Origin of the sequence: Jeotgalibacillus campisalis (assembly GCF_000829515.1) — a bacterium.
Classification (GTDB): domain Bacteria; phylum Bacillota; class Bacilli; order Bacillales; family Jeotgalibacillaceae; genus Jeotgalibacillus; species Jeotgalibacillus campisalis.
This window is the reverse complement of the sequence record NZ_JXRR01000022.1, coordinates 301,992-319,800: the sequence shown is the minus strand read 5'-3', so window position 1 is coordinate 319,800 and position 17,809 is coordinate 301,992. Positions and strand designations below refer to the sequence as shown.

Here is a 17,809-nt window from a genome sequence, read left to right as displayed (position 1 = left end):
AATGAATGAATAGTAGAGGATTTACTGAAATAAAGGGATGTTTTATTTAAAAATGATGGCCGATTTATATTGAAGAATAAGGTAATTGAAGTAAGGGTGGTAAAAATAAAACTGGTATTACTAAATTCCTATTTTTATTAACTTTAGACTCTATATCGCAAAAAGAACTCATTTTAAAGCAATCATTGCTCAAAATGGATTCTTTTTTTTGGCATGGATGAGAAGTCTAGTTAAAATCGAAATAACGATTAATCAAGCACTTTACTAAAAAAACATTGACTTAATCCCCTTAGTTTACTAAAGTAAGAGTAAATGTAAGCGGTTTCTTAACTGGTATGCGTTTCAAGGAGAAAAAATCGCTCGCATCAGGTATTCATTTTAAAACAAGGGGGAAAGAAAATGAAGAATTGGTGGAAGGCAACAGGATTGGCAGCTGCAGGTGCAATGATGCTTGCAGGGTGCTCAGGTACAGATGGGGGCAGCGGTTCAGGAGGGGAAGATGGAGAAACGACATTGACTGCATGGGCCTGGAATGTAAACGTTGGCGCCTTGGAAGACGCGATGGCTTTATACCAGGAAGAGAATCCGGACGTGAAAATTGAAGTGGAAGATATTGGGCGGTTGGATGTGTATGACAAGCTTTCTACTGGACTTGCAGCAGGTGGCGTGGGTCTGCCTGACATCGTTCTGGTGGAAGATGACCGGATTGGCGGCTATGCACAGGCATTTCCTGATGGTTTTTTAAATCTCTCAGAAAAGGGATTTGAAGATAATGCCGATCAGTTCCCATCCTTTAAACAGGACCTTGCAACAGTAAATGATTCATTTTACGCTATGCCGTTTGATGCAGGGCCGGGTGGAATGTTCTACCGCAGAAGCATTTTTGAAGAAGCGAGTGTAAATCCGGAAGACATCGAAACATGGGATGACTTTTTAGAAGCAGGTAAGAAAATTAAAGAAGCAACGGGTGTAGCAGCCATGCCGCTTGATAAGTTTAATGATGACCCAACTTTCCGTATGATGTTAAATCAATTGGGTACGTATTACTTTGATGAGAACGGAAACATTGACCTTACCAGCCCTGAAGCAGTGATGGCAATGGAAAAGCAAATGGCGTTTGAAGAAGCTGACCTGATTAAAGAAGTAGACGGCTGGAATGGAACGGTTTCTGCAACAATTGATGGGTCCGTTGCAACCATCCCATTTGGTGCTTGGTACTACGGAACGATCATTGACCAGGCAAAAGATACATCCGGGGACTGGGGAGTATTCTTACTTCCTGCTTTCGAGGAAGGCGGCAACCGCGCGTCTAACCTTGGCGGCTCGAGCTGGATGATTCCTTCCGGTGGAGACAATGAGGATGCAGCTTATGATTTCCTTGAATTCTTCTCTACAAGCCCTGAAGCACAGGTCATTGCAATGGAAGACTACGGTCTTTTCCCATCTCTGAATGCAGCGTATGAAGAAGAAGTCTTTACAAGTGAAGATGAGTTCTTCGGCGGTCAGAAAATCTGGGAACTGTTTGCAGATGAAATGGCTGATGTCGAAACACCTTACTACACAGAAGACTATGCACTTGGCCTTGATGAAGCGATTAAAGCACAAGCAGACTCGTTTAATGGAACGGATCCTGCTGAAGCATTAAAAGCAGCAGCAGAAAGACTTGCTGAAAGAACAGATCGTGAAATCAATAACTAACGGCAATTGACAAGAAAAGAGGTTTAGCAGGACGTCTTGCTAAATCTCTTATTCTATTAATAGGGCACAGACTCCCTGCTGAAGTAGGAAAGACCAGCGCTCCACTTGAATCAAAAGTATTTTTGCAGAGCACTCATATGATGGGTTGCTTCAGGCGTTACATAAACTTTTATCGCAGATCCTAAATGAAAGAATGAAAGAAGGTAGAGTATGAAACAAAAAGCATTGATACCTTACATGTTTGTCGGACCGGCAGTTATACTATTTTCTATTTTCATGGCCTATCCAATCATTTATTCATTGATTCTGAGCTTTCAGTCAGGCCAGGGAAGCAACCTTGAATTTACGGGTTTTGACAACTTCCAGCGGCTGATGAGCGATGCGATTTTCATCACAGCATTAAAAAATACGTTTATTCTATTAATTGTTCAAGTGCCTATTATGATTTTCCTGGCACTGATTATTGCAAGTCTGCTAAACTCTGCACTATTAAAATTCAAAGGATTATTTAGAGTATCGTTTTTCCTTCCTGCTGTTACATCGCTTGTCGCGTACTCGATTATTTTCTCCATCATGCTGATGAACGACGGGGTAATCAATCAGGTGATTTCAGCAGTTGGACTGGACAGAATTCCCTGGCTGTCGGATCCTTTCTGGGCCAAAGCCTCCCTTGTAATTGCCATGACATGGAGATGGGTGGGCTATAATATGGTTATTTTCCTTGCAGGACTTCAAAATATTCCAGAGGAATTATATGAAGCAGCAAGCATGGATGGTGCAAGCAGGATCAAACAATTTTTCCATATCACCATTCCAAGTCTGAAGCCGGTTATTTTATTCACAACGATCCTTTCTACCATTGGAACATTGCAGCTTTTCGATGAGCCGTTTGTTCTGACGAATGGGGGTCCGAGTGATGCGACGCTGACAATCGGAATGTACCTTTATCAAACCGGCTTCCGCTTCTATGATTTCGGATACGCATCAACCATTGCATACGTAATAGTGATTTTGATTGCGGTTATGACATTTATTCAATTCAAAGTGACGGGTGATCAGGAATGAAGAAAAACAAGACGATGAAAAAGATAATGCTCTACGTTGCTTTAGTCATTGGAACGCTCGTTTCTCTGTTTCCATTTTACTGGGCCGCAATCGGTGCAACGAACACAAGTGGAAGCATGTTTACCCAGCCGCCTACGTTGTTGCCAGGCAGCATGCTGATGGAAAATATCCGTAACCTTAATGAATCAATAGGCATCGGGCGTGTGATGTTTAATTCTTTATTTACAGCAACTGTTTACACAGTTTTAGCGTTATTTATTTGTACGATGGCCGCTTATGCGTTCGCCAAATTCAATTTCAAAGGCAGAAATACGATCTTTACGATCTTTCTGCTTTCGATGATGGTCCCTTATCATGCAACGATTATTCCTCTATTTAAAATGATGGCAGCGCTTAATTGGCTCAACACGTATCAAGCGATTATTCTACCGAATCTCGCGTATCCATTTGCCATCTTTCTAATGAGACAGAACCTGTTGGCATTTCCAACGTCGCTGATCGAAGCTGCCCGGATCGACGGAGCGGGTGAGTGGAAAATCTTCTTCCGAATTGTGCTTCCATCTATGAAACCGGCACTTGCAGCAACAGCGATCTTTTTATTCCTTTACCAGTGGAATAGTTTCCTATGGCCATTGGTCGCACTATCAACAACAGATATGTACACGTTCCCGGTTGCGCTATCCACCTTATTCGGTCTATCCCGAATCGATTACGGCCAGGTAATGGCAGGGGTGACCATCGCGACAATTCCAATCATTATTTTCTTCCTGCTCCTTCAGCGCCAGTTTATCTCTGGAATGCTTGGAAGTGCAGTGAAATAAGGAGTGTTCGGCATGCCCATCTACACGCATGACAGACAATTTCATTTACAGGGACAGGATGTAAGCTACATCATCAGAATCCTTGAAAATGGCCAGCTGGAACAAACGTATTTCGGAAAAAAGGTAACAGATCGCGCCGACTTCTCAGGGTTGGCGCCGATGCCGAACGAACCGCTTGGCAATGCAAATTTCCCGTTGAAAAACAGCGGATTCACATTGGAATGGGCGAGGCAGGAGTATCCTTCTTACGGGACATCGGACTTTAGAGAACCCGCGATTGAACTGGAAGAAAAACAAGGTTCAAGACTTTCTCATTTTGTCTACACTGATCATCAAGTCATAAAGGGGAAGCCTGAGCTTGAGGGAATGCCTGGTATTTACGGGGGAGCGGACGAATGTGAGACGTTACAAATTACATTAAAAGATGCAGTTCTTTCGGCTGAGTTAACGTTGTTTTATACGGTTTTTCATCTGCGAAATGTGATCGTAAGACGTAGTGAATTGAAAAATACCGGAGCTGATTCATTTTCGATCAATCGGCTGATGAGTGCTTCCATCGATTTGCCGGATCACGATTATGAATCAATTCAGCTTGACGGAGCCTGGATCAGAGAACGCCATCTGCATCGTTCAAAACTTAAGCCGGGCCTTCATGTGATTGACAGTAAAAAGGGTGTCAGCAGTTCCTGGCATAATCCATTTTTAGCCCTGGCCAGACCGATCACTTCAGAAAACGAGGGAGAGGTCATAGGACTGAACCTGATCTACAGCGGGAATTTCCGCGGGAGTGTGGAAGTCGACACGTATGACACGACAAGGATAATGATGGGACTGAATCCCGCAGGTTTCAAATGGGAGCTTGTGCCAGACGACAGCTTTTCCACACCTGAAGCGGTACTTGTTTACAGTGCGAATGGGCTGAACAACATGAGTCAAAGCTTTCATTCCTTATATAATGATCATTTAATCAGAGGGCAGTGGAAGCATAAAGAACGTCCGGTGTTATTGAATAACTGGGAAGCAACTTATTTTAATTTTGACCATAAAAAAATCTCGGATCTTGCCTCCTCTGCAAGTGAACTGGGAGTTGAATTGTTTGTGCTGGACGATGGATGGTTCGAAGGCAGAAATGATGACACAACTTCTCTTGGGGACTGGACTGCAGATAAGAAAAAGCTGCCTGAAGGCTTAAAGGTCCTTGCGGATGATGTCAGAACCCGCAACATTTCATTTGGGATCTGGGTAGAACCGGAAATGATCTCCCAAAAAAGCAGCTTATATCAGCAGCATCCTGACTGGGTACTGAAAGCACCGCACCGTCCACATACTCGGGGAAGAAATCAAATGGTGCTGGACCTTGGAAAAACGGAAGTACAGGACTATATCATTGAAGCCATTTCGAGCGTGCTGAGAGAATCCCAAGCCTCCTATGTGAAATGGGATATGAACCGCACCGTAACCGAAGTCTACTCGGATGCACTGCCTGCCAGTCGACAGGGAGAGGTCATGCATCGATACATAGTAGGTCTTTACCGGGTGCTTGAAAAGATCACATCAAGCTTCCCGTCCGTACTATTTGAGTCATGTGCAAGCGGAGGCAACAGATTTGATCCAGGCATGCTTTATTACATGCCGCAAACTTGGACGAGTGATAATACAGATGCGGTAGAGCGATTAAAAATTCAATATGGCACTTCGCTCGTTTATCCGATTTCTTCCATTGGAGCACACGTATCTGCTTCTCCTAATCATCAGACAGGACGGGTCACGCCGATCGACTTCCGCTTTCATGCGGCAATGTTTGGAGCGTTCGGCTACGAGCTTGATCCACAAGAGATGGACGGCCATACCCGGAAGGTGGTTGTTGAACAAATCGCGTTAGTTAAAAAAGAAAGAGCCTTACTCCAGTTTGGTGATTTTTACAGGCTTGTTAGTCCATTTGAAGGAAACGATACCGCCTGGATGACTGTATCCCGCGATCGGTCAGAAGCGTTTCTTGCGTTTTACCGTGTCCTTTCCCAGCCCAATGCAGGGTTAAAACGAATTAAACTAACCGGATTAGACGCAGATAAAACGTATGAGGTTGAATGGCAGGAAGGGAGCAATCGCAGGCACCGACAATATGGCGGAGATGAACTAATGAATATCGGCTGGCAAATTCCGCCGTTTTTCACCGGCACAGTAAAAACAGAAGACACGCATTTTTATGGTGATTTCCAATCGGCTGTCTGGAAGTTTAAAGAGAGTACGAAAGAATGATTTTTTAAAACTCAATTGTAACTGCAGCCGCCTTATCTCCCTGGAAGCTGTAATTTAAACAGGTAAAGCAGGGGGAGGCGCAAGAGAATGAACAAAGTTAGAAACGTTGGCATTTCAGATAGAAAAGGATGGAGGAATTGGTGTGTACGTAGGAGTCGATTATTATCCGGAACACTGGCCTGAAGAGATGCTTGAAAAAGATCTGGACGGGATCAAAGAGCTTGGTGCTAACATGATTAGAATTGGTGAATTTGCCTGGCACTTAATGGAGCCAAAAGAGGGCCAATTCAATTTCTCATTTTTCGATAAAGTGATCGAAGAAGCAAAAAAAAGAGAGTTGTCTGTTATGTTCGGAACACCAACCGCCACCTTCCCCGCCTGGCTTGCGGCAAAGCATCCGTCGATTTTGTCTAAAGATGAATACGGACATGTGCGCGCGTTTGGTGGAAGAAGACAATACTGTTTTAACTCGTCCGACTATAACAAGTACGCTTCTAAGATTACGGAAGAAGTAGTCAAACATTATGCAGATGAGCCCGCAGTCGTTGTCTGGCAAATTGACAATGAATTTGGCCATGAAGGCAGTGACTGGTGCTTCTGTGAGAAATGCCACAGTGGCTTCCATCAGTTTCTTGAGGAAAAGTATAAGACAACCCATGCACTGAATGAACGGTGGGGGACGATCTTTTGGGGCCAGACCTACAACCATTTCTCAGAAATTCCGATGCCTGTTCCCACTGTTACTACTCACAATCCTTCTTTAAAGCTTGATTACACAAGATTCCGTTCCGAATCAGTCAATCGTTTTACGCATGACATGACGGACATTGCGCGTAAATATGCGGGACAGCATCAGCCAATCACCACCAATGTCTCCGGTGGATTTTTTGACAAAGCATTCGACCATGCTGAAAATGTCCGGCCAATGGATTTCGTCTCCTATGATAATTATCCCGTCTGGGGCGGCCTGACAGAACCGATTGCTCCTGCGGGAATTGCGATGACGCATGACTTTAACAGAGGGTTAAAAGATCAGAATTACTGGATCGTAGAAGAACTTATGGGCGCACAGGGACATAATGTCATCGGCTACCTGCCAAGACCTGATCAGGCGAAGATGTGGTCTTATCAGGCATTTGCTCACGGCTGCACCAATATGCTTTATTTCAGATGGAGAGGGATGACAAAAGGGGCAGAGCAATTTTGCTTCGGTGTAGTTGATCAGGATAATCGATATGGCCGGAAGTTTAAGGAAGTACAATCCCTCTTCAGCGAAATTCAGCCGTATGAAAACGTGTTAAATGAAAAAATAGAATCTGATATTGCTGTTTTGTATGACTACGACAATATCTGGTCATGGAAGGCACAGGTGCAGAGTGCGAGCTTTGACTTTAATGCTGAATTGCTCCGATTGTATGCACCATTTTACAGCCATAACGCATCCATTGATGTTATTCCGGCTGACCGGTCATTTGAATCATATAAAGTACTGCTCGTTCCAGTCATGCAGATCATTGATGAGGAACTCTCCAAAAAGCTTCATAGCTTTGCACAAGCCGGGGGCACGATACTCTTTTCATTCCGGGCAGGACTAAAGGATCGAGATAATAATATTCATTTTCAACAAACACTGCCAGGGCCTGTAGCAGAACTCGCTGGCATTGAAATTTATGAAACAGAAGCACTGGCAGCTCATCAATCTGTTCCTGTCAAAGACCAGTCCGGCCATACAAGCAGCGGCAATGTGTGGAGAGACCTCGTTACGCCTAAAGGAGCAGAAGTGCTTTGGCAATATAGTGATGAATTTTATGATGAGAAAGCAGCACTTACGGTAAATCAAACAGGTGAGGGCCGTGTGTATTATCTGGCAACCGGTTTGAACGGGTCTGTGCTTGAGCCATTAGCTTTAGACATAATCGAACATCATGGCATCTGGCATATCGAAACGCCGGAAGGAACAGAGGCTGTAAAGAGAAATGAACACCTCTTCCTTATGAATCACACCGGTTCAAGTCAAAAGGTTTGCGGGGAAGAGTTGGCACCATTTGGGTCAAAAGTAATTAAGTTTAAAGAATAGGATTGATCGCAACTGATTTGATACAGGCGGGTGGTTCGTAAATGGCGACGTTAAAAGACATAGCTGTAAAAGCAGGAGTATCCATGGCGACAGTTTCAAGAGTAATTAATGATGATGCAACGTTATCGGTCACAGCTGAAACGCGGGAGAAAATCCTGTCCATTGCCAAAGAATTTAATTATCAAAGTATGAAAAGGAAAACAAGTGCGAAGAAGCAAAAGACGCTGCGCGTTGGATTGGTTTACTGGTATTCAGAGGAACAGGAGCTTGAGGATCCTTACTACCTTTCAGTCCGGCTTGGGGTGGAACGTACCTGCATTGATCGCGGAGTCAATCTGGTGAAGCTTTATAAAAATGAAAATACGTATCGTGTCAGAAATGATGCAGCGCTGGATGGCATTATTGCAGTGGGTAAATTCAGCGATAAAGACCTTGAAACATTTAATGAATGGGCACAGCATTTAGTATTGGTGGATTTCACCCCTTCCGATAATGTGGACTCAATAGAAGTAGACTTCCGCTCCGCCATGATCAAGGTCCTAAAGCATCTCATTGACCTCGGTCATAAGCGGATCGGGTACATCGGCGGTCATGAATATGTGCAGGATAATGTAATGATCAAAGATGAGCGGGAGACGACATTCATCGAATATTTGTCTTTGTATCATACATTTTATCCTGAATTCATCTGGACCGGAAAGTTTACAGCGGCAGATGGCTACTCATTGATGAAAGAAGCCTTGAAGCTTGAGAACGGGCCGACCGCTTACATTATGGGAAGTGACTCCATGGCAGTCGGCGCCATGCGTGCCCTGCATGAAAAAGAAATTCGTGTCCCCGGGCAGGTTTCCATTGTCGGCTTCAATGACATTGAGATGTCACGCTACCTGCAGCCCTCCCTGACAACGATTCAGGTACACACCGAATACATGGGTGAATCAGCCGTCGATCTCCTGCTTGATCAGCTTTCATCCAAACGCAAAATTGCCAAAAAAGTCGTGCTGCCAACCACTCTCCTAATAAGAGAAAGCAGCGGGGCATTAAAATAGCGCAGATCCGGATTCGTCCGGGTCTGCTTTTTTGTTGTCTACTAAAAGGAAATTAATGCTAAAAACAAGAAGGATTACATATCAAACTTGTTGAATGCTAGATATAATACATATTTTACAAGGAGATGGAATGATGACAACTGCACTCTTTAAAGGAATGGAAGGCGTATTTATTCCAGTGACTGATCCTGAATTGTCTGCAAAGTGGTATGAAGAAATACTTGGATTCTCACTAATTTACATAGAAGAAGAAGCAGCTGTGATGCGGGTGGCAGAGCAATCCCAAACAGTAGTATGTTTAGTTAAAACCCTAAATCATCACCCCATGAAGTTTCCAGAAAATAATTTTGGGGTCGGGAAATACTATAATTTCATTCCTAACGACATAGAAGAAACCCATAAACGTTTATTGGAAAAAGAAGTGAAAATAAATCCAATGGGTGGAGATGGGAAGACTAAATTCTTTACGTTTTACGATCCAGATAACAATCCTTTAGGCGTTTGCCAGTAAACATTACTGATTGAAAGTTAAAGGAATAAAATAAAAAAAGTTATTTAAATGGATCACATAACTGAAAAGTTTCTCTTTATCTCTTTATATTTTAGTTCCTTTTTTGCTCTTAAATTTTTCATACAATACTTTTCTTAAGGGAGGATAATATGAGTTTCTTATCAGCGATAGCCAAGGCTTTTTTACAATTTGGAGCTATTACCGTAGTGATCATTCTAATTCTTATAATAGGAGGAATCTACCTATTTAAAAACATGAAAAAGAAAAAAGGTAACGCATAAACAGAAGTGAGATTACCTTGTGAATAAGTGTATGCGGATAGTAGTAAAACAGGATATCCCTGATTACGTTATAAATGAACAAGAGTTGCTTATAATTAAATCCTTAATTGAACTAAAGTGACAGTTCAGTTGTCCAAAAATATAAGTATTACCTTAGGTTCTAGTAATTTAGTGGAATTGTTAACAAAGCAACTTCGGACCGATTTAACAGAGGAAAGTTTGGTGGATGTAATGGAGTGAAATCTATTCATATTTTAAGAAAAAAGGAGATAGGTATGAAAACTACGCAGTCAAAAGACGGTACAATTTTATCGTATGATGTCTATGGTAATGGTCCGGCCCTTATTTACATAACTGGAGCTAGCTGCCACCGCTCATTTAAACCGATTGTGAAAGATGCCAAAATATTTGCCACTGAGTTCACTGTTTACAATTACGACCGCCGTGGACGTGGTGATAGTGGCAATACACTGCCTTATACAATAGAACGGGAAATTGAAGATATCGAAGCCATAATTGATGCTGCAGGCGGCAAGGCGTATTTGTATGGCCATTCTTCCGGTGCGGTGCTAGCACTTGAGGCAGTACTTCTACTTGGCAACAAAGTGCAGAAAGTAATTATGTATGATGCGCCCTATGTACATAGCGAGGAAGAAAGGGTCGAATATAATCAATTTAGCCGAAGTATAAACAAACTTCTCGATAACGGAAAAAATTCAAAAGCAATGATTACATTTTTGAAAGGTATAGGGATGCCCAAAGTATTTATTTTATTATTGCCGTTAGTTCCTGGATGGCGAACTATGAAAGCACTAGCTCCAACCCTTGCTTATGATATAGCTCTAACTCAGGACTTGCCACCTGTTGAACGAGCTGCTCAAATTTCCATACCAACGCAAATAATAGTTGGCGAAAAAAGCCGGGACTCAATACATGTTGTCGGGCGCCAACTAACAAAGGCAATTCCAAACGCAAAGTTTGTACAACTTGCGGGTCAAGACCACATGGCTAATGCAAAAAAACTACTGCCATTATTCATAGACTTTTTTAAGTAATATTGACTTAAACGGGAAGTGTTTGAAGAAGCTAATGTAGAGATCAATCCTTTTAACCCAAGTACTACATATTATCTGAATGAGTGGGGCGAAGAACTAAAGTTAATAGTAACGAACCCATTTCGCCAATCCTCATTAAAGGTAATATAGAAGCTTCGGTCATGTACCTTTCTACTACACTATCTTTGCCAACTCCTTCTGCTGAATCAAAAGGATTATTATTGCTTTCTCAAGCGGAAGTACAGTTTATTTGCAGCGAGAAAGTATCTCTACGGGATTATCAAAAATCAGGTGGCTATTCGTTCAGCTTCTTCATTCATCAATCGAGATAGGAACAGCAATTGAGGAAACGGTTGTAAGAGCAAAGCAGGATCGATTTCTGTTTTCAGTATAGAATACATTTAACAGAAGAAATTGTAGTGATGAGAGGGAAATTAGTATGCTAACGATATATGAAAATGTAAAAGGCAAACGCTATAAAGAATTAATTGATTTTTTATCAAAACATTGTAACCGGTTTGCTTTTGTTGAGAATAGACAAATGATGGAGATTGAAGAGGATCGTCTTGCCTATATTGATAATTTAATATCAAATATTGAAGTACATTTAATTGAAAGGAAAACTCAGCGGGAATGGGAAACCACAAAACTTCGTGGGAATACGGCATACGTCTTTTATTTTCAGTTGAATAATGCTACAAGGCAATTTTTAAAAGAACATAGTCATTCTCTTTTCGACTGGATTAGCCCAGAACTACCTGAAGACTTAATTTTCTATCAAAATGATAAATGTATACTAGCCGGATGTTCTCACGAAGGTTTTTTTGTGGTTGATGAAACACTATGGAAAAGTTTCATATTAAGCTAACTTGTGATTGTTCAATAAGATCAGTCGCCTTTTCCCTAACAGTGCAGGTTAGTGGGAAGAGGAGGGAAATCGTTTAGGGTTGACACAATATGTTTTTTTGAAAAAAAGCATTTTTTCAGGGGGATAACATGGGGTATATAGAAGATTTACGCAAAGTAATTGGAAACCAACCATTAATGTTAGTCGGAGTTGCAGTAGCTGTAATAAATGAAAAAGGTGAATTCTTATTACAAAAACGCAGTGATGGCATTTGGGGCGTTCCAGGTGGATTTATGGAATTAGGTGAATCTACGGAAGAAGCAGGAAGAAGAGAAGTATTTGAGGAAACTGGCATTGAAGTGGGTAAACTTGAGTTAGTGGGAGTATTCTCAGGAAAACAGCATTTTGTCAAACTGCCAAACGGGGATGAATTCTATCCTGTTACAATTGCATATAGTTCAAAAGAAATAAAAGGTGGAGTTCTAAAAGCAGATGGTCGAGAAACTACGGAAGTAAAGTTTTTTAAAGCTAATCAGTTACCAGAAGGACTAAATCCTTTAATAAAAAACCTCATTAAAAAGTATTCCGTGCCATTTTCACAATAATTAATAACAAGACGATACAGGGGGCAAGGCATGGAAAGTAGCAATTTACAATCCATAAAAATTAGACCCATCACCATGAATGATTTTAATAATACATTGAATTGGAGTAAGGATGATAATTTTTGTTTGGCGAATGGGTGGGGAAAGAATAGAATTGAGGAAGAATTATATAAGTGGTGGTTACATTATGTGAATAATATATCTGAAGATTTTTTCCGATTAGGAATAGAGTTTAATGAGAAGTTAATTGGTTACGCAGACTTAGCCATTAGTAAAGATAATACTGCTGAATTAGGCATTGCTATTGGTGAGAGTACACTCTGGGGTAAAGGACTAGGCAATAATGCTGCTCGTTGTATGATTGATTATGGTTTAAAGGAATTGGGAATTACAAGGTTTGAAGCAGAAACACACGAAAAGAATTTTCGATCAAGAAAAATGCTTGAGAAATTAAGATTTAAAGAAGTCAGCAGGATTGGTTATGATGAGTACTTTGGAACAAACAACCAATTGATACAATATTGATTGTTCTTATAGTGTTTTAAACGACTATATCTAGAAATACATTTAAAAAGAAAAATATAAGGGGGGCGATTATATGAACATTAGACTTGCTGAAGAAAAAGACATTAATCAATTAATTAAAATGAGATGGGATAACACCATTGAGTTTGATGAGAGCAAAAAAGATGAGTCCTATGAGGGGTTTGAAAGAGAATGTCAAACATTCTTAGAAAATGCAATAGAGAGTAGTCAGTGGTTTATTTGGGTTGCTGAGGATAAGGGAAGAATTACTTCTCATATCTACATAGAATTAGTACAAAAAGTGCCAAGGCCTGGCAGGGTTACTCATCCATTTGCATATATGACCAACGTATACACAATACCAGAATATCGAAATGGAGGCGTTGGAAGTAAAGTGCTAAATACAATAAACGATTGGATAAAAGAGAATAAATTTGAATTTGTAATTGTATGGCCAAGTGATGAAGCAATTAATTATTACAAGAAAAATGGTTATGTTTATTGTACTGAGCCAATGGAATACTTCCCTTCTTGAACGCTTGCATTTGTTGAGTAAGAGCCTCCCTTTGTTCAAGTAAAAGCTGCATTCCTCTAATAAGGAGTGCTTTTTCTTTTTCATTTACCTTTTACAACATCAGCTGCTACCACGGTAATAGAAGGCATCAACCACATCATACCTATTTCAATTGTTACTAGAGAGTTGACTGTTAGGTCTTTTTTATAAGGAATATCCTTGCTTCTTTTCAACTTTATAAATTAAACGCTTCCTTAAAAAATGCTTGATAAATCCTGATGTTCAACATTTTTTTCAGGGACAGGGGGGGTTAATGTCACATTTAGGAATTCTATGATTCTTAATGAGGCCTTGCTAGATAAACAGCAAAAAGAATGAGGATGATCCCCAGCACGATAAAAAACTTGTATAAAAAGTTACGTTTCCTACGAGAAACACCAAGAATAGTAAAGAATATGCCAAGCAGGAATGACGTGATCATTATATAGAATCCCACTTTATTCATTCCTTTCAAGAGTAATGATTCGTTCATGTCGATTGGCTACATCTAAATCATGAGTCACTGTTATAAGAGTAGTATTAAATTCTTTATTCATATCAAAAAGTAGATTGATAATGTTTTCTTTGTTTTTTGAATCTAAAGACGCAGTTGGTTCATCCGATAAAATGATTTGGGGATTCATCATGACAGCTCTGGCAAAAACAGCTCTAGAACGTTGGCCGCCAGAACACTCAAGCGGTTTTTTTTTCAAAATGGGTTCAATTCCAATTTTAGTAATAATTCGTTTAAAGTGATCTTGGGCAGCCGGGTCTTTTTCAAGGTGAGCATACAGAAGGGGCAATTTAATATTATCCTCTATGGTCAAAGAATGAATTAATGCGGACTCCTGAAGAACAAAACCAATTTTTCGATTTCGCCACTCAGCCAGTTTATTTTGTGATAAATCCTTAACAGATGAATCAAACAGCTTATAGCTCCCATGATAGTGTGGATCAAGCAGACCCATGATATTTAGCAAAGAAGTTTTTCCAACGCCAGACTCCCCTATAATAGAAAGTCTTTCCCCAGCTTCAACTTCCAACTCAAAATCATGTAAGATAGAAAAACATTTCTTCTTGAATGTTTTTTTCTGGATTTCCAGTTTAAGTATACTAGTCAATTTAACACCCCCACGGAGATCGGTATCCTTTTAATTTTTGTTAGCGTAAGTTCAACAATCGTAACCCCAATAATTAAATCGATAAAAAGAACAATCAGTAAAGCAATCCAATCCATACTTAGTAAGCCAAATATTCCGTAAGTAGCATAAAGGGACTCTTTTCTTAGCCAAAAGCCGTATCTATTGAAAGCGGTTATCGCAATTAATAGGGTTAAATTAATTGAAAACAACAGTCCAAAATAGCTATAAAAAATGGCTCTTAGTTTCGAATAACTTAATCCGACTACTAAATTGATTGTAAAATCTTTTTTCATTAATCGAATACTAGTAAAATTATTCCAGGTAGCCAGACAGACAATGATTATGAGTAAAATAAACATGATCGTACAAATGATTTTTAGTGAATAAACATAATATTCCTCAAAGTAATCAAAGTTTTCCTGTTGATTAAAAAAATTAAGTTCCAAGCCTAGATTTTTCTGGATATGCTCTTTTAAATTCATTGCCTCATCTTCTGTTGAATCAAGAAGCGCGATGTCCGTCAAACCATTAACGTGGAGGTCAAGACCCGCACGTTGAATAAATTCTTCATTAACAGGAAGAAAAATTGAAAAATTGAAATAATTCTTTATATTAGGAGCATAAAAATTAGAACGATGAGTATTCTCCTTCAAGACTCCTCGAACGTTTAAATTGACCAATTGCTGAGTGACAGGATCTGTAATCTCAATCGTTGACCCTACAGGATAGGTTGTGGCCAGACCTGCACCTACTAAAACAGGTATTGTTTCTTGATTAAATTGATAATTAAAGGTTAAGTGGTTTCCTTGAGATAAACTAAATTGATTGATCTTATAAGCCTCTTCATTGATATAGGAAAAAGTAACTTCCATTTCATGTTCATTCTCTAATGAAGTGACAAAACCATCAACTTGCAGAGCATAAGTATAATGGTTGTCTAAATACTCATATAATTTTCTTGTTTTATCTATATTAATGGTCTCATTTTCAGTTTTACTATCTGGATCTAGATTAGCAATAAATGTTCCTTCTTGATTCAGGGTTTCTATTTCCTGATAACCTTGAAAAGTTGAAATAACGGAACGAGCAGTAGTAAAAGAAAGATAATTAGCTAAAAAAAGTAATAATATCATACCCAAAACAAGGATCCATCTTTTTAAAAATATTCTAGTTATAAAAAACCGTAAAATTCTCATTCTTTTTTCACCTGACCTGCACTAATTAATATGTATAAAATAAAAATAAAAACTAAGTAGAGATTGCTGGTACCATTCAGCTCTAAATAAAAGTTTAATGATAGGGATAGAAAAAAACTAAACCCTAATATAGCAAGACTATTCAAAATATACCGGATGATAATCTTTACCATTGTATCTCCTACAAGTATTCGGCAGGATATTTCAGTTTTTCTTCGGTTTAAAAATTGATAGTGAAAAACGATGATCATAAATGTAAGAAGAATAATGATAACAAGTTGATAATCTGTAATACTTTCAATAAAAGACTCTAAAATAAAAGAAGCTTCTAAATCCAACGTAAGTACATAAATAAATAGTAAGTTTGAAGCAAAACAGATCAGGTAGATAGCAATCGCCTCAAAAATGTCGATAAATCTAAATAAAGAATATTTCATACACTACTCCTTAAAGACGGTATCTATAAATCACGAGCTAATGGTTACCCTCCCAACATTTTTTATAACTAGATAATATCACCAGTTTTATTAAAAACAATAAATATTTATTAAATATAAATAAAATTATATTCATAAGTAATTTTAGGATCTTTAATAATGTTATGTTCTTTCGTGTAGAACTGTGGTTATTAAATATGATTGGAGAGTTATAACCTGAAGCAATAGGGAGGTAAAAAATGCGGAGTTGAAATAAGCTCTGATTCAATCAACACTTATACTCTTTTTTTACGTCAAACAAAAGGGAATTAATGTTAAACTAAAGAAATAATTCAAGGTTGCATAGAGAATAGAGGTGAAATAGTGCCAACACCAACTCCAATTCTATTACTCATAATACTCATAGCACTTTTAGTATTTAGAGGAATGAAGAACGGAAGCATGAAGTTTACTTTTAAAAAAATTGTATTGGGTTTAATTACAACGATCGTGTTTATAAACGTGATAATGTTTTTCATTTTGTAAAATCTATGTGGCCTATTGGACTTAGGGTAAAGGTGAGCGATTGCTTCTTTCAAAAATGCCGCAGTTTACTGAAATAGATGAAATAAAGCTGCTATGCTTTTACAGAAAGCTGATTGAAGCAATTATGATAGAAAAGACAGATACCCCTATAAATATATAACCTTCAATGTTCTTACCCTTTTTGAACATTTGTAGTGTGGTAATTAGAAACAAGGCAGGTAGTAAGTAGAATACTGCTGGAATAGGTAAAAAGTTATAGAAAAAACTAAAAAGAAAAATTCCTGAAAAAAGAGCGATTAAAGTATAAACCAAAACTTTCAAAGTACCACTCCTTGTCATAATATTCTATCTATTTATAGTAGTATAGCATAAGTCTAAAAACGTAATTAGGGCAGGTTCTAGTTTGTTAATAGGTGAACTTAATATTAATGGCAGCGTTTCTTTAACAGGGAACGCTTCTTTTTTTTGCCAAATAAAAGGCAATTAATGTTAAAATAAAATAACAGATTAGTTGTTGAAGAGTGATGTTTAACTAATGTTTAAAAATTGGCCATTAGATAGAGAGTAGGTAAGCTTTATTTTACAAAAGGGGGCAATGACTTTGGGACAGAAGCCATCACATATTCACACACCTTCTAAACACTTTGTTTCAGCTGCAACGATTGTACTCAATGACCAAAAGGAAATTTTGCTAATTAAAGGACCTAAGAGAGGGTGGGAAATGCCAGGTGGTATCGTTGAAGAGGGTGAGTCTCTAAAAGACGCTGCAATAAGGGAAACGAAAGAAGAGTCAGGGATTGATATTGAAGTTCTTAAATTCTGTGGGATATTTTAAAATGTGAATAAGTCAATTTGTAATACTCTTTTTTTAGCTAAGCCAACGGGAGGCAAATTAACAACTTCCCCAGAAAGTCTAGAAGTTGGTTTTTTCCCTATCGAGGAGGCATTGAAAATGATCACCATTGAAAATTTTAAACAAAGAATAGAGTACTCTCTTGATAACAGCAAACAACCATTTTATGTGGAATTTTAAGTTCTGTGGGTTTTAGTTGAGCAAATGAGTACTATGATATTCGTAATCGGGTGGGGCGCAGTTTAGTGCAAAAAGGATAAAGTATTCTTATTGTAAAATACAAGCAGAAAATTGTTTAGTTTTTGTTCAA

The 17,809-nt window shown here is 39.0% G+C and carries 17 protein-coding genes and 1 pseudogene; 15 read left to right on the top strand and 3 right to left on the bottom strand.

Annotated features, from left to right (window positions below; all coding sequences use genetic code 11):
* Positions 1 to 399: 399 nt before the first annotated feature.
* From KR50_RS17375 to KR50_RS17320, 14 genes are all read left to right on the top strand, one after another.
* On the top strand, positions 400 to 1,698 hold the full coding sequence (locus KR50_RS17375; protein ID WP_041061587.1) for an ABC transporter substrate-binding protein: 1,299 nt from the start codon (positions 400 to 402) through the stop codon (positions 1,696 to 1,698).
* Positions 1,699 to 1,908: 210 nt separating this feature from the next.
* The gene (locus tag KR50_RS17370; protein ID WP_041061585.1) at positions 1,909 to 2,763 is read left to right on the top strand and encodes a carbohydrate ABC transporter permease; all 855 of its coding nucleotides are present in this window, start codon (positions 1,909 to 1,911) and stop codon (positions 2,761 to 2,763) included.
* Positions 2,760 to 3,584: a carbohydrate ABC transporter permease gene (locus KR50_RS17365; protein ID WP_232304306.1), complete on the top strand. Its 825-nt coding sequence runs from the start codon at positions 2,760 to 2,762 to the stop codon at positions 3,582 to 3,584. Before KR50_RS17370 ends, KR50_RS17365 begins: the two co-directional genes overlap by 4 nt.
* 12 nt (positions 3,585 to 3,596) lie before the next feature.
* Complete coding sequence (locus KR50_RS17360; RefSeq protein WP_041061583.1) at positions 3,597 to 5,843, top strand: alpha-galactosidase; 2,247 nt, start codon at positions 3,597 to 3,599, stop codon at positions 5,841 to 5,843.
* Between the two features lie 142 nt (positions 5,844 to 5,985).
* A complete protein-coding gene (locus KR50_RS17355) occupies positions 5,986 to 7,920 on the top strand; it encodes a beta-galactosidase (protein ID WP_041061859.1) in 1,935 nt (644 codons plus the stop codon).
* 41 nt (positions 7,921 to 7,961) lie between these two features.
* Positions 7,962 to 8,969: a LacI family DNA-binding transcriptional regulator gene (locus tag KR50_RS17350; RefSeq protein ID WP_041061581.1), complete on the top strand. Its 1,008-nt coding sequence runs from the start codon at positions 7,962 to 7,964 to the stop codon at positions 8,967 to 8,969.
* Between the two features lie 133 nt (positions 8,970 to 9,102).
* Positions 9,103 to 9,480 carry a VOC family protein gene (locus KR50_RS17345; protein WP_041061579.1) on the top strand — a complete coding sequence of 126 codons (378 nt, stop codon included), beginning with the start codon at positions 9,103 to 9,105 and terminating at the stop codon, positions 9,478 to 9,480.
* Between the two features lie 149 nt (positions 9,481 to 9,629).
* Positions 9,630 to 9,761: a hypothetical protein gene (locus tag KR50_RS18840; protein WP_269746111.1), complete on the top strand. Its 132-nt coding sequence runs from the start codon at positions 9,630 to 9,632 to the stop codon at positions 9,759 to 9,761.
* A gap of 236 nt (positions 9,762 to 9,997) precedes the next feature.
* Positions 9,998 to 10,816, top strand: a complete 819-nt coding sequence (locus tag KR50_RS17340) for an alpha/beta fold hydrolase (RefSeq protein ID WP_232304305.1) — start codon at positions 9,998 to 10,000, stop codon at positions 10,814 to 10,816.
* A 250-nt stretch (positions 10,817 to 11,066) separates the two neighbouring features.
* Positions 11,067 to 11,210: a hypothetical protein gene (locus KR50_RS18605; RefSeq protein ID WP_156969559.1), complete on the top strand. Its 144-nt coding sequence runs from the start codon at positions 11,067 to 11,069 to the stop codon at positions 11,208 to 11,210.
* 45 nt (positions 11,211 to 11,255) lie between these two features.
* Entirely contained in the window at positions 11,256 to 11,684 is a 429-nt protein-coding gene (locus KR50_RS17335) for a hypothetical protein (RefSeq protein ID WP_041061574.1), read from the top strand.
* A 128-nt stretch (positions 11,685 to 11,812) separates the two neighbouring features.
* Positions 11,813 to 12,268, top strand: coding sequence for an NUDIX hydrolase (locus KR50_RS17330; protein WP_041061572.1), 456 nt, complete (start codon positions 11,813 to 11,815; stop codon positions 12,266 to 12,268).
* A 30-nt stretch (positions 12,269 to 12,298) separates the two neighbouring features.
* The gene (locus KR50_RS17325) at positions 12,299 to 12,793 is read left to right on the top strand and encodes a GNAT family N-acetyltransferase (RefSeq protein ID WP_041061569.1); all 495 of its coding nucleotides are present in this window, start codon (positions 12,299 to 12,301) and stop codon (positions 12,791 to 12,793) included.
* A gap of 73 nt (positions 12,794 to 12,866) precedes the next feature.
* Positions 12,867 to 13,328, top strand: a complete 462-nt coding sequence (locus KR50_RS17320; RefSeq protein ID WP_041061566.1) for a GNAT family N-acetyltransferase — start codon at positions 12,867 to 12,869, stop codon at positions 13,326 to 13,328.
* A 476-nt stretch (positions 13,329 to 13,804) separates the two neighbouring features.
* On the opposite strand, the gene KR50_RS17315 is transcribed toward KR50_RS17320, so the two are convergent.
* Genes KR50_RS17315 through KR50_RS17305 form a run of 3 tightly spaced genes read right to left on the bottom strand, consistent with a single transcriptional unit; the run spans position 13,805 to position 16,121 of the window.
* Positions 13,805 to 14,467, bottom strand: a complete 663-nt coding sequence (locus tag KR50_RS17315; protein ID WP_041061563.1) for an ABC transporter ATP-binding protein — start codon at positions 14,465 to 14,467, stop codon at positions 13,805 to 13,807.
* Positions 14,464 to 15,684, bottom strand: a complete 1,221-nt coding sequence (locus tag KR50_RS17310) for an ABC transporter permease family protein (RefSeq protein ID WP_041061560.1) — start codon at positions 15,682 to 15,684, stop codon at positions 14,464 to 14,466. The genes KR50_RS17315 and KR50_RS17310 overlap by 4 nt, the downstream gene beginning before the upstream one ends.
* A complete protein-coding gene (locus tag KR50_RS17305) occupies positions 15,681 to 16,121 on the bottom strand; it encodes a hypothetical protein (protein WP_041061558.1) in 441 nt (146 codons plus the stop codon). Before KR50_RS17305 ends, KR50_RS17310 begins: the two co-directional genes overlap by 4 nt.
* A gap of 1,120 nt (positions 16,122 to 17,241) precedes the next feature.
* On the opposite strand from KR50_RS17305, the pseudogene KR50_RS17295 reads away from it, so the two are divergent.
* Positions 17,242 to 17,679, top strand: a pseudogene (locus KR50_RS17295) (NUDIX hydrolase).
* The last annotated feature ends 130 nt before the right edge of the window (positions 17,680 to 17,809 follow it).